At 66.1% G+C, this 19,908-nt stretch carries 16 protein-coding genes and 1 pseudogene; 8 read left to right on the forward strand and 9 right to left on the reverse strand.

All coding sequences use genetic code 11. From position 1 onward, the window contains the following. The first annotated feature begins 25 nt into the window (after positions 1 to 25). The 5 genes from dnaK (at position 26) to AC5RVB_RS05150 (ending at position 5,046) form a co-directional block, all read left to right on the forward strand. Complete coding sequence (gene dnaK, locus AC5RVB_RS05130) at positions 26 to 1,906, forward strand: molecular chaperone DnaK (protein ID WP_494142133.1); 1,881 nt, start codon at positions 26 to 28, stop codon at positions 1,904 to 1,906. 2 nt (positions 1,907 to 1,908) lie between these two features. Continuing rightward, positions 1,909 to 2,544: a nucleotide exchange factor GrpE gene (locus AC5RVB_RS05135; RefSeq protein ID WP_494142134.1), complete on the forward strand. Its 636-nt coding sequence runs from the start codon at positions 1,909 to 1,911 to the stop codon at positions 2,542 to 2,544. A 140-nt stretch (positions 2,545 to 2,684) separates the two neighbouring features. Further along, positions 2,685 to 3,680 (forward strand): DnaJ C-terminal domain-containing protein, encoded by a 996-nt coding sequence (locus tag AC5RVB_RS05140; RefSeq protein ID WP_494142135.1) that lies wholly within the window; start codon positions 2,685 to 2,687, stop codon positions 3,678 to 3,680. 62 nt (positions 3,681 to 3,742) lie between these two features. Next, positions 3,743 to 4,255, forward strand: a complete 513-nt coding sequence (locus tag AC5RVB_RS05145) for a heat shock protein transcriptional repressor HspR (RefSeq protein ID WP_227902609.1) — start codon at positions 3,743 to 3,745, stop codon at positions 4,253 to 4,255. A 62-nt stretch (positions 4,256 to 4,317) separates the two neighbouring features. Then, positions 4,318 to 5,046 (forward strand): MOSC domain-containing protein, encoded by a 729-nt coding sequence (locus tag AC5RVB_RS05150; RefSeq protein WP_494142136.1) that lies wholly within the window; start codon positions 4,318 to 4,320, stop codon positions 5,044 to 5,046. 54 nt (positions 5,047 to 5,100) lie between these two features. Here the strand turns inward: AC5RVB_RS05150 and AC5RVB_RS05155 are convergent, their stop codons facing one another. The 3 genes from AC5RVB_RS05155 to AC5RVB_RS05165 form a co-directional block, all read right to left on the reverse strand. Further along, positions 5,101 to 5,748: a class I SAM-dependent methyltransferase gene (locus tag AC5RVB_RS05155; RefSeq protein ID WP_227928541.1), complete on the reverse strand. Its 648-nt coding sequence runs from the start codon at positions 5,746 to 5,748 to the stop codon at positions 5,101 to 5,103. Positions 5,749 to 5,838: 90 nt separating this feature from the next. Next, positions 5,839 to 6,828: an NYN domain-containing protein gene (locus AC5RVB_RS05160; protein WP_227902603.1), complete on the reverse strand. Its 990-nt coding sequence runs from the start codon at positions 6,826 to 6,828 to the stop codon at positions 5,839 to 5,841. 163 nt (positions 6,829 to 6,991) lie between these two features. Continuing rightward, positions 6,992 to 7,831 carry a helix-turn-helix transcriptional regulator gene (locus tag AC5RVB_RS05165; RefSeq protein WP_494142137.1) on the reverse strand — a complete coding sequence of 280 codons (840 nt, stop codon included), beginning with the start codon at positions 7,829 to 7,831 and terminating at the stop codon, positions 6,992 to 6,994. Between the two features lie 101 nt (positions 7,832 to 7,932). On the opposite strand from AC5RVB_RS05165, the gene AC5RVB_RS05170 reads away from it, so the two are divergent. Beyond that, positions 7,933 to 8,697, forward strand: coding sequence for an SDR family oxidoreductase (locus AC5RVB_RS05170; RefSeq protein WP_494142138.1), 765 nt, complete (start codon positions 7,933 to 7,935; stop codon positions 8,695 to 8,697). A 6-nt stretch (positions 8,698 to 8,703) separates the two neighbouring features. On the opposite strand, the gene trmB is transcribed toward AC5RVB_RS05170, so the two are convergent. Beyond that, the gene (gene trmB / locus AC5RVB_RS05175) at positions 8,704 to 9,549 is read right to left on the reverse strand and encodes a tRNA (guanosine(46)-N7)-methyltransferase TrmB (protein ID WP_227902596.1); all 846 of its coding nucleotides are present in this window, start codon (positions 9,547 to 9,549) and stop codon (positions 8,704 to 8,706) included. A gap of 267 nt (positions 9,550 to 9,816) precedes the next feature. Between trmB and AC5RVB_RS05180 the strand changes: the two genes are divergently transcribed. Beyond that, entirely contained in the window at positions 9,817 to 11,433 is a 1,617-nt protein-coding gene (locus tag AC5RVB_RS05180; protein ID WP_494142139.1) for a DEAD/DEAH box helicase, read from the forward strand. Positions 11,434 to 11,524: 91 nt separating this feature from the next. On the opposite strand, the gene AC5RVB_RS05185 is transcribed toward AC5RVB_RS05180, so the two are convergent. Further along, on the reverse strand, positions 11,525 to 11,986 hold the full coding sequence (locus AC5RVB_RS05185) for a pyridoxamine 5'-phosphate oxidase family protein (RefSeq protein ID WP_494142140.1): 462 nt from the start codon (positions 11,984 to 11,986) through the stop codon (positions 11,525 to 11,527). Positions 11,987 to 12,073: 87 nt separating this feature from the next. Here AC5RVB_RS05185 and AC5RVB_RS05190 point away from each other — a divergent pair. Further along, a pseudogene (locus tag AC5RVB_RS05190) lies at positions 12,074 to 12,469 on the forward strand (YccF domain-containing protein); the annotation flags it as partial. 135 nt (positions 12,470 to 12,604) lie between these two features. Here the strand turns inward: AC5RVB_RS05190 and AC5RVB_RS05195 are convergent. The 4 genes from AC5RVB_RS05195 to betT form a co-directional block, all read right to left on the reverse strand. Next, positions 12,605 to 14,545, reverse strand: coding sequence for a penicillin-binding transpeptidase domain-containing protein (locus tag AC5RVB_RS05195; protein ID WP_494142141.1), 1,941 nt, complete (start codon positions 14,543 to 14,545; stop codon positions 12,605 to 12,607). 101 nt (positions 14,546 to 14,646) lie between these two features. Then, positions 14,647 to 16,218, reverse strand: coding sequence for a GMC family oxidoreductase (locus AC5RVB_RS05200; protein ID WP_494142142.1), 1,572 nt, complete (start codon positions 16,216 to 16,218; stop codon positions 14,647 to 14,649). Positions 16,219 to 16,224: 6 nt separating this feature from the next. Then, positions 16,225 to 17,709, reverse strand: a complete 1,485-nt coding sequence (locus AC5RVB_RS05205) for an aldehyde dehydrogenase family protein (protein ID WP_494142143.1) — start codon at positions 17,707 to 17,709, stop codon at positions 16,225 to 16,227. Beyond that, the gene (gene betT / locus AC5RVB_RS05210) at positions 17,706 to 19,814 is read right to left on the reverse strand and encodes a choline BCCT transporter BetT (protein ID WP_494142144.1); all 2,109 of its coding nucleotides are present in this window, start codon (positions 19,812 to 19,814) and stop codon (positions 17,706 to 17,708) included. The genes AC5RVB_RS05205 and betT overlap by 4 nt, the downstream gene beginning before the upstream one ends. Between the last annotated feature and the right edge of the window lie 94 nt (positions 19,815 to 19,908).

The raw sequence follows: 19,908 nt of genomic DNA on the forward strand, positions 1-19,908 counted from the left end.
TTTTCCAAGGAAAGAGGAAGCAAATATGTCACGTGCAGTAGGTATTGACCTCGGAACCACCAACTCGGTTGTCTCGGTCCTGGAAGGCGGCGAGCCCACGGTCATCGCCAACGCCGAAGGCGGCCGCACCACACCCTCCGTTGTTGCCTTCGCCAAGTCCGGCGAGGTTCTGGTCGGTGAAATCGCCAAGCGCCAGGCCGTCAACAACATTGACCGCACCATCGCTTCGGTCAAGCGCCACATGGGCACTGACTGGAACGTGGACGTGGACGGCAAGAAGTACACCGCCCAGGAAATTTCCGCCCGTATCCTGATGAAGCTGAAGAACGACGCCGAGTCCTACCTGGGTGAAAAGGTCACGGACGCCGTGGTCACCGTTCCGGCCTACTTCAACGACGCAGAGCGCCAGGCCACCAAGGAAGCCGGCGAAATTGCCGGCCTCAACGTGCTGCGCATCGTCAACGAGCCCACCGCTGCAGCCCTGGCCTACGGCCTGGACAAGGGCAAGGAAGATGAACTGATCCTCGTCTTCGACCTCGGCGGCGGTACGTTCGACGTCTCCCTGCTCGAAGTCGGCAAGGATGAGGACGAGTTCTCCACCATCCAGGTCCGCGCCACCTCCGGTGACAACCGCCTCGGTGGCGATGACTGGGATCAGCGCATTGTTGATTACCTGCTGGGCCAGGCCAAGGCCAAGGGTGCGGATCTGTCCAAGGACAAGATCGCCCTGCAGCGCCTGAAGGAAGCCGCGGAGCAGGCCAAGAAGGAACTCTCCTCCGCCACCTCCACCAACATCTCCCTGCAGTACCTCTCGGTCACTCCCGAAGGCCCGGTCCACCTGGATGAGCACCTCTCCCGTGCCAAGTTCCAGGACCTGACCAAGGACCTGCTGGACCGCACCAAGAAGCCGTTCAATGACGTCATCGCCGAAGCCGGCATCAAGGTTTCCGACATCGACCACATCATCCTCGTGGGCGGTTCCACCCGTATGCCCGCCGTTTCCGAACTGGTGAAGGAACTGGCAGGCGGCAAGGAGCCGAACAAGGGCGTCAACCCGGACGAGGTCGTCGCCGTGGGCGCTGCACTGCAGGCCGGTGTGCTGAAGGGCGAGCGCAAGGATGTGCTCCTCATCGACGTCACCCCGCTGTCCCTGGGTATCGAAACCAAGGGCGGAGTGATGACCAAGCTGATTGAGCGCAACACGGCCATCCCCACCAAGCGGAGCGAAACCTTCACCACGGCTGATGACAACCAGCCCTCGGTGGCCATCCAGGTCTTCCAGGGCGAGCGTGAGTTCACCCGGGACAACAAGCCGCTGGGCACCTTCGAGCTGACCGGTATTGCACCGGCTCCGCGCGGTGTCCCGCAGATCGAGGTCACCTTCGACATCGACGCCAACGGCATTGTGCACGTGTCCGCCAAGGACAAGGGCACCGGCGCCGAGCAGTCGATGACCATCACCGGCGGCTCCTCGCTCTCCAAGGACGACATTGACCGGATGGTCCGTGAAGCCGAAGAGCACGCTGCGGAGGACAAGAAGCGCCGCGAGGCAGCCGACGTCCGCAACTCGGCAGAGCAGCTCGCCTACTCGGTGGACAAGCTCCTCACCGACAATGACGACAAGCTGCCCGAAGACGTCAAGACCGAGGTCCGCGGCGACGTCGACGCGCTGAAGAAGGCGCTCGAAGGCACCGAGAACGACGACGAGGTCAAGAGCGCGTTTGAGAAGCTGCAGGCTTCCCAGACCAAGCTCGGCGAAGCGATCTACGCTTCGGCTTCCGCTGCGGGTGCCGAAGGCGCTCCGGGTGCGGCCGACGGCACAGCAGGCGACGGCGCGGCAGCCGGCGGTGCAGGCGATGAAGACATCGTTGACGCCGAGGTTGTCGACGACGAAGAGAAGAAGTAACCATGGCTGCTGGAAACGAGCACGGGAACACCCCCGAAGGCGAGGAGCCGATCAGCGGCCAGGACCAGTCCGCGCCGGATGAAGCAGCACAGCAGGATGCAGCGGCAGCCGGGGAGGGCGTTTCCTCCCCGGCCGCCGGGCCGGACGGCGACGCACTGTCCCAGGCCGAGCAGATCCTGAACAACGCTGACGTACCGGCACAGCCTGCGGATACGGGTTCGCCCGAAGCCGCGGAACTGCGCAATGACCTGCTGCGCCTGCAGGCCGAGTACGTGAACTACCGCAAGCGGGTGGAGCGGGACCGCGACGTTGCCCGGGAAATGGCAGTCATCGGTGTGCTGAACACGCTGATGCCCGTCCTGGATGACATCGATGCCGCACGCCAGCACGGTGACCTGGCGGAGGGACCGTTCGCCGCCATCGCCACCAAGCTGGAAAACTCGCTGAAGACGTACGGACTCAGCCGCATCGACGAGACCGGAGTGGAGTTCGATCCGAATATCCACGAGGCACTCATCCAGCAGCAGAGCGCCGATGTCACGTTTGATACGGTCACACAGATCCTGCGCGCCGGCTACAAGTCCGGCGACCGGGTCCTGCGTGCCGCGCAGGTGATTGTTTCGGTTCCGGAACAGTAGTTCCACAGTGTCCGGGGCTGCCCTTGAAGGCAGCCCCGGACATTTCCATAGGCAGGTCCCGCAGCAGGGCCGGCAGTAAGCCCGTCGGCCGGCTCAAACGGCAGCGACGCGGGATCAGTGCACAAGAAAGGGGACGCCAATTGGCTAGTCAGGATTGGGTCGATAAGGACTTCTACAAGATTCTGGGTGTTCCCAAGGATGCGTCAGACGCCGACATCAAAAAGGCCTACCGCAAGCTGGCACGGAAATACCATCCTGATCAGAACCAGGGTGACGCCAACGCGGAGCGGATGTTCAAGGATCTCTCCGAGGCATACTCGGTGCTCTCCGACGCAGAGGAACGCCAGCAGTATGATGCCATCCGCGCAATGGGCAGCGGTGCCAGATTCTCTGCAGGCGGTGCCCCGGGCGGCGGCGGAGCAGGCGGCGCAGGATTCGAGGATATCTTCGGGGACCTGTTCGGCCAGACCGCCCGCGGCGGCGGCCGGCGGACCACGTTCAACGCCGGCGGCAGCAACATCCCGCCGGAGTTCGCCGACCTCTTCGGCGGCGGCGGTTTCGGTGGCGGAGGCTTCGGCGCCCCGCCGCCCAGCAAAGGCGCGGACCGGACAGCCAGCACCACCATCTCCTTCGCGGGGTCCATTAACGGCACCGTGATCGGCCTCCGCGAACCCAGCGGAGAAGTAGTGGAGGTCCGGGTTCCGGCCGGCGTCAAGGACGGACAGAAGATCCGTGTGCGCGGCAAGGGACAGCCCGGCGCCGCCGGTGCCGGGGACCTGATGGTCACCGTGCATGTCACCCCGCACGACTTTTTTGTCCGCGACGGCAACAACATCCGGATCCACGTTCCGGTGTCCTTCCCGGAGGCCGCACTGGGCGCCACCATTGAGGTACCCACGCTGACCTCAGATACCGTGCGCCTGAAGGTACCCGCCGGTACGCCGTCCGGCCGGACACTGAGGGTCAAGGGCCGCGGCGTGCACACGTCCAAGGGCAACGGCGACCTGCTGGTCACCGTGGACGTCGCCGTGCCCTCACGGCTGAACAAAGAGGCCCAGGCCGCGGTGGAGGCGTTTGCCGAGGCCACCAAGGGTGAGGACCCCCGGGCCGGGCTCGCCGCCAAGGCGCGGCTCTAGCCGGCTCCCCGGCGGATTGACCCGCCGGGGTTAGGATTTCAACCAGCAGTGAAGGAGGAACAATGGGCATAGACGTCAACGCGCCTATTTTTGTGATCTCCGTTGCCGCTGAGCTCGCGGAGATGCATCCGCAGACCCTCCGGCAATATGACCGGCTCGGAATAGTCCGGCCCAGCCGGGCGCCCGGGCGGTCGCGCCGGTATTCCCAACGGGATATCGAGTTGCTCCGCGAGGTCCAGAAACTCTCCCAGGAGGGTGTCTCGCTGGAGGGAATCAAACGGATCATGGAGCTGCAGAACCAGGTCACCGGGCTGCGGCAGCGGGTCAGCGAGCTTTCCTCCGAGCTGGAGACTGCCCGCCGCCACACCTCGGACCGCAGCCGTGTCTTCGCGGCCGGCCGGGCCGGCGATGTGGTGACCCTGAGCCGCGGGCAGCGGCCGCCGGCGGCTCCGGGCTCGGTGCAGCAGCTGGGGCTTGTGTCCCTGATGCAGCGCAGCGGCAGGCTCCGCGCACTGCCGGCCGGCAAGTCTGCGGACCGGAACTACGCCGAAGAAGGCTACATCCAGTCGCTCTGAGGGCCTGCAGCACGTTCGCAGCACCACCCCGCGCGGCATGAGATGATGCCCGGATGCGACAGATGGGAAGTCCGGTCGGTACCGTGCGCGCGCTGTACCGCTACCCGGTCAAATCAACCGCAGGCGAGGCGCTGGCCGCCGTCGAGGTCACCCGGCGAGGCCTGCGTGATGACCGCCGCTGGGCGGTTTATACGAACGACGGCGGGATTGCCAGCGGCAAGCGCACCCGCCGCTTCCGGCTGGTGCCCGGTCTGATGCAATGGTCCTCCAGCACCGCGGAGGACGGCGTGCCGCTGCTGACCGGCCCCGATGGGCGGTCCTACCGGGTCGATGAGCCGGCGGCATCCACTGCCCTGAGCTCAGCCCTGGGCCGCGAGCTTCGCGTGCAGCCTGAAACCACGGTGCAGCACCATGACGAAACTCCGCTGCACCTGCTAACCACATCTTCCCTTGCCGCCCTGGACGACCTCACCGGCGCACAGGTGGACGAGCGCCGCTTCCGGGCCAACATCATCATTGATACCGGTCCGGAGCGGGTATTCACCGAGGACGCCTGGATAGGTGCCGAACTGGCCCTGGGCCCGGAGGTGCTCCTGCAGCTGGGGCCGGGCATGCCGCGCTGCGTTATGGTCGACCAGCCCCAGGCCGGCGTCGATGCGGGGGCGAAGGCACTGAAGGTGCTGGGTGCGCATCACCGGGCCGAACTCGGCCTGCAGGCCCATGTGCTGCGCACCGGGATGCTGCGGGCCGGTGACACCGTAACCCTGCACCTTGGGTCCGGTGCTGCCTGAAGGGCAGCATGTCCCTGCTGTGAGGTGACCGCCAGGGCGTAGCGGGCCGACGGGTCAGCGCAGGCGCCGTGCCCGCAGGACCACATCCTCGACGTGGTGCGCTCCGGCGCCGGCCGTGACGCTCCGGGGGCGGGTCTCATTCACCTCCACCGCCCAGTCCCCGTCCAGGGCGGCAGCAATATCGCCGGGCAGGACGTAGGCGCGCATGTCGACGGGAGCCTGGTCCTGCGGTTCATGAACGGCGGGCATCGCATGATGCACCACCAGAAGGACACCGCCGGGGGCGACCGCATGCAACAGCGCCTGCTCGGCGGCATTATTCCCCGTGCGCAGCAGCGCCGGATACTGGGCCGAGACCAGATCGAAGCCTCCGGCCGGAAGGTCCGCTTCAACCAGGCCTGAGTGCAGCCACGTCACCTGCAGGGACCGCTGGGCGGCCTGACGGGCGGCCCGGTCCAGCGCTACACGTGAAACGTCCAGTGCAGTGACGTCCCAGCCCCGGGCCGCCAGCCACAGCGCATCCGCGCCCTCGCCGCAGCCCACGTCGAGCACCCGCCCCGGAGCCATGCCGGCAACCTCGGTGAGAAGTGCGCCATTGGGCTCACCGCTCCACAGCGCATCCCGGCCGGCGTATCGCTGGTCCCAGTCTTCCTGAACGGTTGCCGGGTCCGGTGTGGCGGCGGGATCTTGAGTCGGTTCCATACCTTGAAGCATGCGTCGCCCGGAGGCCGGGCTGCAAACCCCGTTGCCGGACCGGCAAAGGCTGCAGGCCCACCCCGGCCGGGCCGGCTGCTATTCCCGGGCGCCGGCGTCCGGCCGAAGCCGGATGAGCCGCTGCGGGCCGTCGTCGTCCAGTTCCACCAGGTCACTGTGTGAGGAAAGGAAGTCGGTAAAGGAACGGAAGCCAAGCGGCTTCTCGTTGAAGGACGGGTCCATCCGCCGCATCTGGTTCTTCACCGTGCCGGTGTTCAGCCATTCGTCATCGCCCTTGGCATGGCCGATCTTCAGCGCCCGGACCAGCAGTTCCGTGGCGAGCGTCCGCGGATCAATGTCCTCGGCGACGTCCGGTTCCTCGAAACGGGCATCCTCGGTGTGCGAGAACATGGGCACTACGGTGAGCTTGCGCGCCTTGCTGGGGGTCTGGTCCATCGCGGCCTCAGCCGGGGATGGTGATGATCCCGGAGCGGCCTGTGCTGCCTCCGCCTTCACAATGCCGGGCAGGGAATCATAGTCTTCGAATTCGTCACAGGCCGCGGCCAGGGAGGTGCTGGTGGACCCGGCGACACCAATGCCTACAACAAACCGGCCAAGGCGCTTCGACTTCTGTGCCAGGGCAATGTAGTCCGAATCCCCGGCCACAATAATGATGTGCGTGAGGTCAGGCAGGCGGAAAAGGTCCTCGACGACGTCCACGGCGAGGCGGATGTCGGCGCCGTTCTTGGTGCCCCGGGTGGTGGTGGTAAAAAGCTGCGTGAGGTCCACGGCCCGGGACATCAGCTGGCGCTGGTAGCTGGCATTGACCGGCACGGACCAGTCCGCGTAGGCACGGTTAACCACCAGGGTGCCGAAGGACGCGGCGAAGTCGATGATGGCGTTGAAGTCCACGGTGGCCGCGGCGAGCCGGGCAGCGACCTCCGGATCCGCGTCCCTGCTGGTCTTGTCGAAGTTGCGGATCCCGTCACGTTGGAACGCGTTGCGGCCGTGCAGCTGCTGGTAGCGGGAGATCACAATGTTGTCGAAGTCGATGTACAGGCCGACGCGCGGATCGCTCGGTTCATGCATGGGGGAATTCCTTCTGGACGGCGGACGGCTTGCTGCCGCCCGTACCCCCAGTTTCCTGCGGCCGGTACGGCTGGGGCAAACCGGCGTCGGCAGAGCCGGCGGTAAAAGCCGTCACCCTTGCACAGCAGGCCACCCGGAGACACCAGCGGGGCCGGGCAGGGTATCAGCGATCCGGCGTGAACCGCTGCTGGCCAATGACGGCGAGCAGGCCGAGCTTTTGTGCCCCTTCACTGCGTGGGGGCGCGGTCAGCACCAGCAGCGCCTGCCCGCGATCCTCGCTGTACAGCGTCTGGCAGTCCACCTCGATTTCGCCCAGCTCAGGATGCAGGAGTGTTTTATGGTCGGCGAAACGGGTGGCCACCGCGTGGGACTTCCAGATCCGGTCAAACTCCCGGGAGCGGTGCAGCAGCGCCTCAACCACGTCCCGTGCTCCCGCAGTGTTGCCGGAAACGGCGACCCGCAACCCGGCAACCTGCGCCCGGCCCTGCCGTTCCTGGTCACCTGCCGGATAGATGCTGCGTTCGGCGGGGTCCGTAAACCAGCGGTAAACGCTGCTGCGGGCGTGGCCGGTAAACCGCGAATGGTCGCCCAACAGCAACTTGGCGAGCCGGTTCTGGGCCAGCGTTTCCCCAAGCGCGGAAAGGATGAGGGCCGGCGTATCCTCCAGCCGGTCCAGCACCCGCAGGAGGGCGGGCGTCACGTGGGTATCCGGGAAGGTCCGAAGCGGAGGATTCCGATCCGCCAGACGGAACACGTAGTCCCGCTCGTCATAACTGAGCCGCAGGGCCCGTGCCAGGGAGCCCAGCAGCTGCTCCGACGGCTGGGGGCCGCGTGCCTGCTCCAACCGGGTGTAGTAATCAACCGACATGCCCGCCAGGAGGGCAACCTCATCCCGGCGCAGCCCGGAGACCCGGCGCCGCAGGCCGGGGGAGAGTCCCACGTCTTCGGGCAGCAGTGCGTCCCGGCGGGACTTCAGGAAATCGGCGAGTGCGGCGCGGTCCATGGCTCCATCATGATCCACCGCAGCCGTTCCATACAGGGACCGGGAATCCTACGACAAACGCTCCTCTGCCGCCCGTCGGCCGCCCGGCCAAGACTTGGAGCATGAACATTTACGGAAACACCATCTTCATTCCCGGCGCCACCTCCGGCATCGGCCTCGCGCTGGCCCTCCGCCTGCAGGCTGCCGGCAACAAAGTCATCATCGGCGGGCGGCGGACCGACGTCCTGGCAGAGCTCGCTGCCGATCACGGCTTCGGTACCGTGGTTATTGACACCACGGACCCGGACTCCGTGCCGGCGGCCCGGGATGCGGTGCTGGAACGGTATCCGGAGCTGAATGTCCTGATCGCCATGGCGGGAATCATGGCACCGGAGGACGTCCACGACGGTGGGTTCCTGGCCCGCGCCGAGCGGATGGTGAACACGAACATCAACGGACCCCTGCACCTGATGGCAGCATTCATCGGGCAGCTGCAGACCCGGGAGGAGGCCGCGATCATTACTGTTTCGTCAGGTCTGGCCCACACACCGCTGATGTCCACGCCCACCTACAACGGCACGAAGGCCTTTATCCACCGGTTCACCGAAACCATCCGCCTGCAGCTGGCAGATACCCCGGTCCAGGTGATTGAGCTGGTGCCGCCGGCGGTGCAGACCGAGTTGATGCCCGGCGGGTCGGTGAACGAGCGCTACCTCCCGCTCGACGATTTCGCCGACGAAGTCATGGCCCTGCTCGAGGCACAGCCCGACGCCCGGGAAATCCTGGTCGACGCCGTGAAATTCCTTCGTTTTGCCGAAACGGAGGGACGCTATGCGGACGCGGTGGCCGCCGTAAACCCGGCCGTACCCGCGGGGGAGCCGGGCTAGGCGCCGCTAGACGCGCCGGTAGGCGAGGTCGAAGATGAGCCGGCCTGCCTGGTGCGCCTTGTTCTCGAAGCTGGTGAGCGTGCGGCCCTCAAAGCGGGGGGCCCACCCACCGCGCTCATCGACGTCGTCCTCCGGGGCCTTGTTTTCCAGACCTTCCCGGCGGACCCGCGTCAGCGGGCTGTCCGCCCCGGCCCGCTCACCGGCGTGCAGGTTCCCGAACAGGGAAGAGGCATCGAGGACCTCGCGCATCTGCACGGCGTAGTCGGACCAGTCCGTGGCCAGGCGCCACGTGCCACCGGGAACCAGGACCCGCGCCACCAGTTCGGCGAAGGATTCCTTGACCAGGCGCCGCTTGTGGTGGCGGGTCTTGTGCCAGGGGTCCGGGAAGAATACCCAGACCTCGTCAACGGACCCGGCGGGCAGCATGGTGGTCAGCACCTCCGGCGCGTTGGCCTGGACCACCCGCACGTTGGTCAGGCCCTTCTGCCCGATCCGCTGCAGCGTCTGCGCCAGACCCGGCAGATAGACCTCCACGGCCAGGAAGTCCTTGTCCGGATTTGCCTCGGCAGCGTGCGTGACTGCCTCGCCAAGGCCGGACCCGATCTCGACGACGAGGGGAGCGGTGCGGCCAAACTCGGCCGTGGCGTCGAAGACATAGTCCGGGTGCACGGAGGTGTCTGCTTCATCACGCGGCACGTCCACCACGAAGCGGTCCGAAAGTTCATCCCACGCCTGCTGGCGCCGGCCCTGCAACCGGGAGCCGCGGCGGACAAACGAGACAGGTGAGCGGAAATGCCGGTCCTCGGTGTCAGCGGTGTCGGTGGCGTCGGGCAGGGCTGGTTCAGTAGTCATTACCCTTAATGCTATCGGCTGGCGTGCCCCCAAAGTTCACTGCGGCTGGCCGTCGAATTAGGAAACTTCCCCCCAGCAGGTAAGCTGGTGGGAGATGTTGGTCCTGCCACGGCGTAAAAACCGTGTGTGTAAGCAGTCCAGCCTGCGTCGATGAACGCTTTCTTTTGTCCCGCCTGTTAGTGCGGTAGACACTGTCTGACTTTTCTTCGGCGAACCCCCGGCCCAAACGGCGTTGGGGGCCACTTACCGAAAGTTGCCTGTCTTTTAATGACTACTTTTGCTGCCCTTGGCGTGCCCAAGGCGCTTGTTTCCTCCCTCGCCGCTGCCGGAATTGCCGAGCCTTTCCCCATTCAGGTGGAGACCCTCCCGGACACCCTCAAGGGACGCGACGTCCTGGGCCGCGGCCGCACCGGCTCGGGCAAGACCCTCGCATTCTCGCTCCCGCTGGTTGCCCGGCTGGCCGACGCCGAAGCCGCCTACCGCCGCCGGCCCAACCGCCCGCTGGGCCTGGTCCTGGCACCGACCCGCGAGCTGGCCACCCAGATCAACAACGTGATCGAACCGCTGGCCAAGGAACTGGGCCTGAACACCACCGTGATCTACGGCGGCGTCTCCCAGCAGCGCCAGGAAAAGGCGCTGAAGGCCGGCGTCGACATCGTCATCGCCTGCCCCGGCCGGCTCGAAGACCTGATGAAGCAGAAGGTCATCAGCCTCGAGTCCGTGGAAATCACCGTGCTGGACGAGGCCGACCACATGGCCGATCTCGGCTTCCTTCCGGTGGTCCAGCGACTGCTGGACCGCACCCCGGAAAAGGGCCAGCGTATGCTCTTCTCCGCCACCCTGGACAACGGCGTGGACAAGCTCGTCCGCCGCTACCTGTCCAACCCGCTGACGCACTCCGTGGATGACCCGCAGGCCGCAGTCACCACCATGGAACACCACGTGCTGCTGGTCCAGGACCAGACCGCCAAGAAGCTGCTGGTCAAGGAACTGGCCTCCGGCCAGGGCCGCCGCATCATGTTCATGCGCACCAAGCACCACGCCCGCAAGATGGCCAAGTTCCTTACGGACAGCGGCATCCCCACGGTGGATCTCCACGGCAACCTGTCCCAGAACGCCCGTGACCGGAACCTGGCCGAATTCGCTTCCGGCGATGTCCGCGTCCTGGTCGCCACTGACGTCGCCGCCCGCGGCGTGCACGTGGATGACGTGGAGCTTGTGGTCCACATCGATCCGCCCACGGAACACAAGGCGTACCTGCACCGCTCGGGCCGTACCGCTCGCGCCGGTTCCGACGGCACCGTGGTGACCCTGACCCTTCCGGAGCAGAAGAGCGAAGTGTCCAAGCTGATGAAGGCAGCCGGTGTGGACGTCTCCATTGAAAAGGTCAGCCACAACTCACCGTCAATCGCCAAGCTCATCGGCGAACGCGCTGCCGTGGTGGACCCGCACGTCCGCGCCGCGCAGCTCGCGGCCAAGTCCCCGCAGCAGGGCGGCGGCCGTTCCACCGGCGCCAACGCCCAGCGCAAGCGCGCCGCCCGCGGCACCAGCGCCCCCCGCGCCGGCGGACGCGGCGGCAACGGCGGACGCGGCCGCGTCTCTGCCGAACGCCCCGAGCGGATGGACCGCAGCGAACGCAATGATCGCGCAGCCGCCGGTGACGGCGCACGCACCCAGCGTCCGGCCCGCGCCGTGGAAGGCCGCCGCACAAGCGCCGGCGCAGCCACGGCCTCCGGACGCAACCGGCGCCCCGCCACGGGCCAGCGCGCTGAAGGTGCAGGCGCCGGCCAGCGTTCCGGCGGAACTGCTGCCGGCCGTCCGGCACGTGCCGGCGGTTCCCGCCGCGCTACCGCTCCGGCATCCAACGAGCGCCGTTCACGCTAAATAATTGCCAGTGCCCCAGGCACTGGCAAAGAAAAAGGCGCCGCCTCCCCCTCGGGAAGCGGCGCCTTTTCGCTGTGTCCGGGCAGCGGACCTACTCGGTGTACAGGCCCATGCCGCGCAGGACGTTGCGGCGCGCGACGTTGGAAATGATGAACCGGCGTCCGGAAGTCACCTCCGGCTCAATCCGCACAAATGCGTTTTTGGTACCCGCCTGCCAGGGGAACAGGGGCAGGTCTTCGGAGGCCAGAAGGTCCTCGTTGTCCGCCAGCAGGGAAGCGGTGCCCTTGAGGACCACGCTCCAGGCGGAGGAAAGGTTGTCATCATAGCCGTCGATTTCGAAGGCGACGGTGTTTCCGGACAGTGCGCCGGAGAGCTTGGTGCCCGCGGCGGTGCGGAAAACCACGCTGCCGTGGTCCACGGCAAAGTTGATCGGGAAAATCTCCGGCCGCCCGTCCACAATGACGGCCAGCCGGCCGAACTGTGCCCGCCGGATGTAGTCCCAGCACTGGTTGGAAGTGAGTTGGTCTGCGGTGGCTTCTTCGGAGGTCGGCATGCCGCCAGTCTAGGCCAGCGGGGCCCGGCGCGGCCAAGCAGGCCCGGGGCCGTGGCTTAACAATGGCCGGTGGAGAAGAATGGGTGGATGAAAGCGATCCTGAATGTCATCTGGCTCCTGTTCGGCGGCATCTGGCTGGCGCTGGGGTATGCGCTGGCAGGGGTGCTCTGCTGCCTGCTGATCGTGACGATTCCGTTCGGCATAGCCTCCTTCCGGATCGCTAACTACGCCCTCTGGCCCTTCGGCCGGACAGTGGTTGACCGCGGCGGATTCTCCGGTCCGCTGAGCCTGGTGGGCAACATCATCTGGCTGCTGCTGGCAGGGATCTGGATTGCCATCGGCCACGTGGTCACCGCCATTCCGATGTTCGTCAGCATTGTCGGCATTCCGCTGGGGATCGCGAACCTGAAGATGGTGCCCATTTCCCTGATGCCGCTGGGAAAGGTCATTGTGCCTACGGATAGCTGGCAGATCACTCCCTATGCAGGAAACGCCTACCGGCAGCCGGGGTATGCGGGGCGGACGGTGCCGGGACAGTACCCACAGCCCGGGCCGTACCAGCAGCCGGGGCAGTACTAACCTCGGGCAGGCCTAACCCGGGGCGGCTAGCGGGCACGCCTAGCCGCGGGGCACGCCTTCCAGGAAGGCCTTCATCAGCGGTCCGCCCGAGGTGGAACCGCGTTCACCCTGCTCCACGAACACCGCCACGGCCAAATCGCCCTGGAGGGCAAGCACCCAGGCGTGGGTCTGCGGGGGATCCTCGCTGCCGAATTCCGCGGTGCCGGTCTTGGCCAGCACCGGATCCCCGGGCACCTCACTCAGCATCTGCACACCGCCCGCGGTGACCACCGCGCGCATCATCTGCCGCAGTGACTCAGCCTCGGCCGGAGTCAGGTTGCCCGGCGCAGCGGCGGACGAGGTCGTGTCAGGGGAGGGGGCAGCAGAATCGCCGTCAGCCGTGCCGTTGCGGATGAGTGAGGGGGCAACGCGTTCGCCGGTGCTGATGGACGCGCCTGCCACGGCCATCGCCAGCGGGCTGACGAGTATTTCGCCCTGGCCGATCAGCGACGCCGCATGGGCGGTTCCCTCTGCAGCGGCAGGAACGGACCCGAAGAAGGCCGGCGTGCCGAGGGACGCCTCAACACCTATCCCCAGATCTGCCGCTGCTGCCGCGAGGTTCTGCTGGGACACGCTGTCCCGTGCATTGAGGAACGCGGTGTTGCAGGAATTGGCGAACGCAGTGCGCAGTGGAATGTCGCCGGTCGCCGCGGCCGGGTAACCGGGTACGTTGGCGAACCGCCGCCCGTCCACGGTGAGCTCGGCCGGACACTGGACAGTGGTCTCCTCCGTGGTGCCGGTGCGCAGCATGGCAAGCGCCGTAGCGGTCTTGAAGGTGGAGCCGGGCGGGTACTGGCCCAGCAGGGCCGTCTGCTGGCCTTCGCTGCCGGGGCCGTTGGCGACGGTGAGGATCTCACCGGTGGAGGGCTGGATGGCAACGATGGCCGACGCCGAGGGCTCATCTGCCAGGACGGACTCGGCGAGCGTCTGCAGCCCGGGATCGAGGGTTGTCTGCAGGCTGGTGCCGGGCTCGGGGTCAAGGGTCATCACGCTGGTGCTGGCACCGTCGGCGCTTTCCACCGTGATTTCCACTCCGTCGCTGCCCCGCAGCTGTTCGTCGTACTGCTGCTGCAGGCCGGAGAGTCCGGCGGTATCACCGGGCGCCAGCCGGCCTTCGGAGTTTTCGATCAGTTCCGCTGTGGCTTCGCCCACGGTCCCCAGCAGCGCCCGTGCAAACTCCCGGGTGGGTGCCAGGACCCGTTCGGACGGCAGGGCAACCGCGCCGGGAATGGCTTCGACGTCGGCGACGGTGACCGGGCCCTCCGCCTCCGCGCGCTGGACAATGGCTTCAACGAAGGCCTCCGGCCCGGAGGCCTCAACCTGTGCGGTGTAAGCGGCCGGATCCAGTCCGGCCAGCTCGGCGAGGGCAGCGGCGGAGGTCGCCTGCAGCCCCTCCGGCACATCCGGTTTGCTGATGCCGATCCGCAGCACCGGCCGGGCGCCCATCAGGGGTTTCCCGTTGCGGTCCAGGATGTCCGCGCGGGGGATCAGGGCATTGGCGGTGCGGACCAGCTTATCGCCGTCCTGCAGTGAATCGAACAGGACTGAAGGTGACCACTCCACCAGCCAGGCGCCGTCGTCGCCGCGGCGAAGCTGGGCGGTGCTCTCGTAATTCCAGTCGGGTGTTGAATCGCCGTTGACGTCCCAGGCATAGGCCAGCCGGGCGGTGGCGGCGTCGTCATCCCCGGGATCCTCGTCCACACCGGCCACGGTCACGGCGGGACGGACCGGGCCCATGCCCGCCAGCAGGGTCTCCAGCTCGGTGTTCACTTCTGTGGCGGTCCCGGCGGTGAACGCCGACTCCGAAACATCGGCACCGCTCAGTCCGCGTGCCAGCTCGGCGGCGGCGTCGTCCGGGGCAGGTTTGTCCGCGGAACAGGACACCAGAGTGAAGGCCAGGGCAGCTGCGAGTACGGAAACGGTTGCACGGTTTTTCCCCATCCGGACAGGCTACCCGTGCAGGGTGACGGAAGATGCCCGCTGACACGCACAAAGGGCGGCCGGATGCGCTCCGGCCGCCCTTTGTTACGTCGCGCGGAATACTAGGCGGTGCGGTCTGCCTTCACCAGCTCCGCGCAGCGCTCACCGATCATCATGGTGGTGATGTTCGGGTTGACGGTCACCAGTTCCGGCATCGCCGATGCATCGGCGACCCGCAGTCCGGTGACGCCCTTGACCCGCAGCTGCGGGTCAAGCGGAGCCATCGGATCGTCAGCGGCGCCCATCCGTACGGTTCCGGCCGGGTGGTAGACGGTGTTGTGCGTTTTTTTGATGTACTCGGCGATCTGCTCGTCCGTCTGCACGTCCTTGCCCGGGTACAGCTCCTCGCCGGCCCATTCGACCATGGCCGGCTGGGCCACGATCTCGCGGGCCTTTTTGATGCCGGCCACCATGACCCGCATATCGTGCGGGTCGGTGAAGTAGCGCGGATCCACCATCGGCTTGTCCCGGAAGTCCCGGCTCCGCAGCCGGACCGTGCCGCGGGAACGGGCATGGGTAACATTCGGAGTCAGGCAGAAACCGTTCTCCGTGGTGGGGTAGCCGTGGCGCAGGGTATGCATGTCAAACGGCACCGAACCGTAGTGGAACATCAGGTCCGGACGGTCCAACCCGTCCTCGGTGGGAGTGAAGACACCGATCTCCCACCACTGGGTGGAGGTTTCGGGCATCGGCTTCTTCGCCTCCCACTGGATCACGCCTTCAGGATGGTCCTGCAGGTTCTCGCCGACTCCGGGGGAATCCACCCGGACCTCAACGCCCCGCTCCTGAAGATGTTCCTTCGGGCCGATGCCGGAGAGCATCAGCAGCTTCGGGGAGTCGATGGCTCCGGCGGAAACAATGACCTCCCGGCGGGCACCCAGGTGCTTGGCACGGCCGAACGGGTTGTCAACGACGTCGACGCCGGTGCAGCGGTTCGCGCCATCGAAGGTCAGTTCCTTGGCCAGGTACCCGGTGAGCAGGGTGAAGTTCTTCCGCTCCATGATCGGGTGGATGTAGGAGACGGAGGAGGAGGAACGGGTCCCGTCGGCACGGCGGTTGATCTGGAAGAAGTTGGCGCCGTTAATCACGGTTTCCCCGGTGTTGAACTTAACCCGCGGGATGCCGGACTGCTCGCAGGCGTCCAGCAGGGCGACGCCGCACGGATCATTGGCGGGGATGTTCATCAGGTGCACGGGACCGGAATCGCCGTGATGGGGTGCATCGGGGCCGGCGTCCTCATTGGACTCAAGCTTCCGGTACAGCTCCCAGGCCATCTTGGCGTTCCATCCCTCGGCGCCAAACTTGGTTTCCCACTCGTCAATGTCTTCGCGGGGAGCCCAGAAGGCAATGCAGGAGTTGTGGCTGGAACACCCGCCCATCACCTTGGCCCGGGCATGGCGCATAAAGGAGTTGCCGTTTTCCTGCGGTTCAATCTGGTAATCCCAGTCGTAGCCGGATTCCAGGAGCTCCATCCAGCGGTCCAGCTGCAGGATCTCATCGAGCCCGCGGTCATCGGGCCCGGCCTCGACCAGTGCCACCTCGACGTCGGGATCTTCGCTCAGGCGGGCCGCTACAGCCGCGCCGGCGGACCCGCCGCCGACCACGATGTAGTCGAATTCCGTCTTCTCAGCCATAAGGTCCTAGCCCTTTCCGTGATCGGTGAACCAGCCGGTCACCTGCGGGTTGATGTTCTGGTAAATGTGCTTGGCTTCCTGGTATTCGCCCAGTCCCGTGGGGCCCAGTTCACGGCCGATGCCGGACTGTCCGTAGCCGCCCCATTCGGCCTGCGGCAGGTACGGGTGGAAGTCATTGATCCAGACGGTGCCGGCGCGCATCCGGCGGGCAACGCGCTGGCTCTTGCCGGCGTCCTGCGTCCAGACGGCTCCGGCCAGCCCGTAGTCGGTGTCATTGGCCAGTTCCACGGCCTCGTTTTCGCCGTTAAAGGTTTCCACCGTGACGACCGGGCCGAAGGCTTCATCCATCAGGGAGGAGCCGCCGCGCTTGACGTTGTCCAGCACGGTCGGGGCGTAGTAGAAGCCCTTTTCCAGGTCCCCGGTGCCCCAGGTGCCGCCGCAGCGGATACGGGCGCCTTCCTCCACTGCCTTGTTGACGTAGGCGGTGACCTTGTCACGGTGCGCGGCGGAGATCAGCGGCCCGGTTTCGGCCTTTTCGTCGAAGGGTCCGCCCATCCGGATCATTTCGGCGCGGCGTACCAGCTCATCTACGAAACGTTCGGCAATCGGTTCCTCAACCAGCAGCCGGGCACCGGCTGAGCAGACCTGGCCGGAGTGGACAAAGGCGGCGTTCAGGGCGTTGTCCAGTGCGGCGTCGAAGTCGGCGTCGGCGAAAATAACGTTGGGGTTCTTGCCGCCCAGTTCCAGGGCGACCTTCTTCACGGTCTTGGCCGCGGCGGCGGCGATGATCTTGCCGGTGGCCACGCCGCCGGTGAAGGAGACCAGGTCCACGTCCGGGGACTCGGAGAGCGGTGCTCCGGCCACGGGCCCGGCGCCGAGCACCAGGTTGGCAACGCCGCGGGGCAGGCCGAGTTCCTCGAGCACCTGCATCATCAGGATGGCGGTGTGCGGGGTCAGCTCGGAGGGCTTAAGGATGAAGGTGCAACCGGCTGCCAGTGCGGGTGCGATCTTCCATGCTGCCTGCAGCAGGGGGTAGTTCCACGGGGCGATCAGCCCGCAGACACCCACGGGTTCGTACTCGATCCGGCTGACGACGTCGTTGTTGCCTGCGTCCACCATCCGGCCCGCGTTGGATGCGGCGATCTTGCCGAAGTAGCTGAAGCAGGCAGCGATGTCATCCATGTCGATTTCGCTTTCCACCAGGCGCTTGCCGGTGTCCAGCGTCTCCGCACGGGCAAATTCATCCTTCCGCTCGCGCAGCCGGGCAGCGACCTTCAGCAGGAAGTCCCCGCGCTCCGGAGCCGGCACGGAGGACCATTCCCCGCGCTCCCACGCCGCCTTGGCCGCGGCGATCGCCCGTTCGGTGTCTTCACGGGTCGCCTCGGAGACAGCGGCGACGAACTCGCCGTCGGCCGGGTTGTGGATCTCGCGGATGCCGCCGTCGGATGCGGGCACCCATGCTCCGTCGATGAACAAAGTGGCCGTTGTCATGCTCGTCCCTCCTCGCTGACAAAGTCAGCTTCCCAGTTGTCTTTCGGAACCTGGTCCTCCGTGATGGAGGTATTGCCCGGCACCTCTCGGTTGAGGTGCAGGAACTCCAGGTGGGTCTCGTAGTGGTCCAGGACATCGGTGATGACCTGTTCCTTCGTGTAGCCCATGAGGTCGTAGCCGTGGCTGCCCTCAAGGGAGAACACCTCCATGCGGAAGTACTTGCTGTCCGCCGACGCGTTGGTGGCGTAGGACGGGGTGTCGTACTGCACGGGGTAGATCTGGTATTTGAAAACGCGTTCCTCGGCCATTCCCACCTGCAGGTCCAGGTGATGGATGCCGTGCGGTGCCGCCTCGCCTTCGCAGAGCGCGACGTCGGCGCCGCGTTCCTTGAGTTCGTCGTGGACTTCCTGCAGGGCAGGGCGGGCAACGGTTTCGATGAAGCGTTCCACCTGCCGCGGACCCGGGTAGGTCATCACGCGGGAGAGTCGCTGGCGCCAGCTGCGTCCGCCGCGCGCGTCCAGGCTGCGGCCGGCAATGATGCTCGGCAGGGAGGCGCGGTAACTGTCCGTCAGGGAGTTCTCCACCCGCAGGGCCTTGTATACGCCCAGCATGATGAACAGCAGCAGGATGGACAGCGGCAGTCCCATGATGATGGTGGCGTTCTGCAGGGTGGTGACACCGCCAACCATCAGCATGGCCAGGGTGAGCAGGCCGGTCACCACGGCCCAGAAGACCCGCAGCCACTTGGGGCCGTCGGAATCCGCGTCCTTGAGGTGAGAGGTGAAGTTGGCCATGACCAGGGCACCGGAGTCTGCGGATGTCACGTAGAACAGCAGTCCGGTGAAGGTGGCGATGGCCGCTGTGGCCGGCGCCCACGGGTACTGCTCCAGCAGTCCGTAGAAGGCCCGTTCGGGCTGGTTCATGGCCACTTCGCCGAATGCCGCGTTGCCGCCCATCACCAGCTCCAGGGCGGAATTGCCGAAGATGGAGATCCACAGCAGGATGAAGGCGAACGGGACAACCATGGTGCCCAGCACAAACTGCCGGATGGTGCGGCCGCGCGAAATCCGGGCCAGGAACAGGCCCACGAACGGAGCCCAGGCAATCCACCAGGCCCAGAAGAACAATGTCCAGGAGCTGAGCCACGCGTCCGGACGGTCATAGGCCATGGTGTCCATGGTCATGGCGGGGAAACGGCTCAGGACGTCACCGATGTTCTGGACAATCCCGTCGAGCAGGAAGTTGGTTTTGCCTGCGATGAGCACAAACAGCATCAGGCAGACGGCGAGGATGACGTTGAGTTCGGACAGCCGCCGGATGCCCTTCTCAACGCCGGAAACCACTGAGACGGTGGCCATAATGACGGAAAGTGCAATCAGTGCGATTTGCACGGTCAGGTTTTCGGGCAGCCCGAACATAAAGCTCAGGCCGTAGTTCAGCTGGACGACGCCGATGCCGAGGGACGTGGCGATGCCGAAGATGGTGCCGAGCAGGGCGGCAATATCCACGCCGTGGCCGAGCGGACCATCGATTTTCCTGCCGAAGATCGGATACAGGGCCGAACGGATGCTCAGGGGCAGGTTGTGCCGGTAGGCGAAGTAGCCCAGTGCCAGGCCCATCAGTGCGTACAGCGCCCACCCGGTGATTCCGTAGTGGAACAGTGTCAGCACCAGTGCCTGCCGGGCGGCCTCCGCGGTGGCGCCGTCCCCGGTGGGCGGCGCCAGATACTGGGTGACCGGCTCCGAGACCGAGAAGAACATCAGGTCAATCCCGATGCCTGCGGCAAAAAGCATGGACGCCCAGGTGAAGACGCCGAACTGCGGTTTGGAGTGGTCAGGGCCCAGCTTGGTCTTGCCCACGCGTGTCAGTGCTGTGACCAGAACAAAAACCACAACGAGGCTGACCACCAGGAAGTAGTACCAGCCCATGTTCTTGGAGACCCAACCCACCATGGAGCCGATGACCGTCTCAGCGTTGTCGGCGGCCAGCATGGCCCACAGGGCGATGGCGAGGATTCCGGTAGCTGAACCGATGAAGACCGTCTTGTTTACCCGGGTTCGCGGCACAGCGGTCTCCGCTGTCTCCGGTTCCGCAAGTTTGCTCATTGGGGGGTCAGTCCTTCGGGTTGCTTTGGAGTTGTAAAAGGCGCTCCGGCAGCCGGGAAACACTGAATGTGGCCGCGGCAGCGCACCGGCCTGC

This window comes from Arthrobacter sp. Y3225209, from assembly GCF_059090685.1.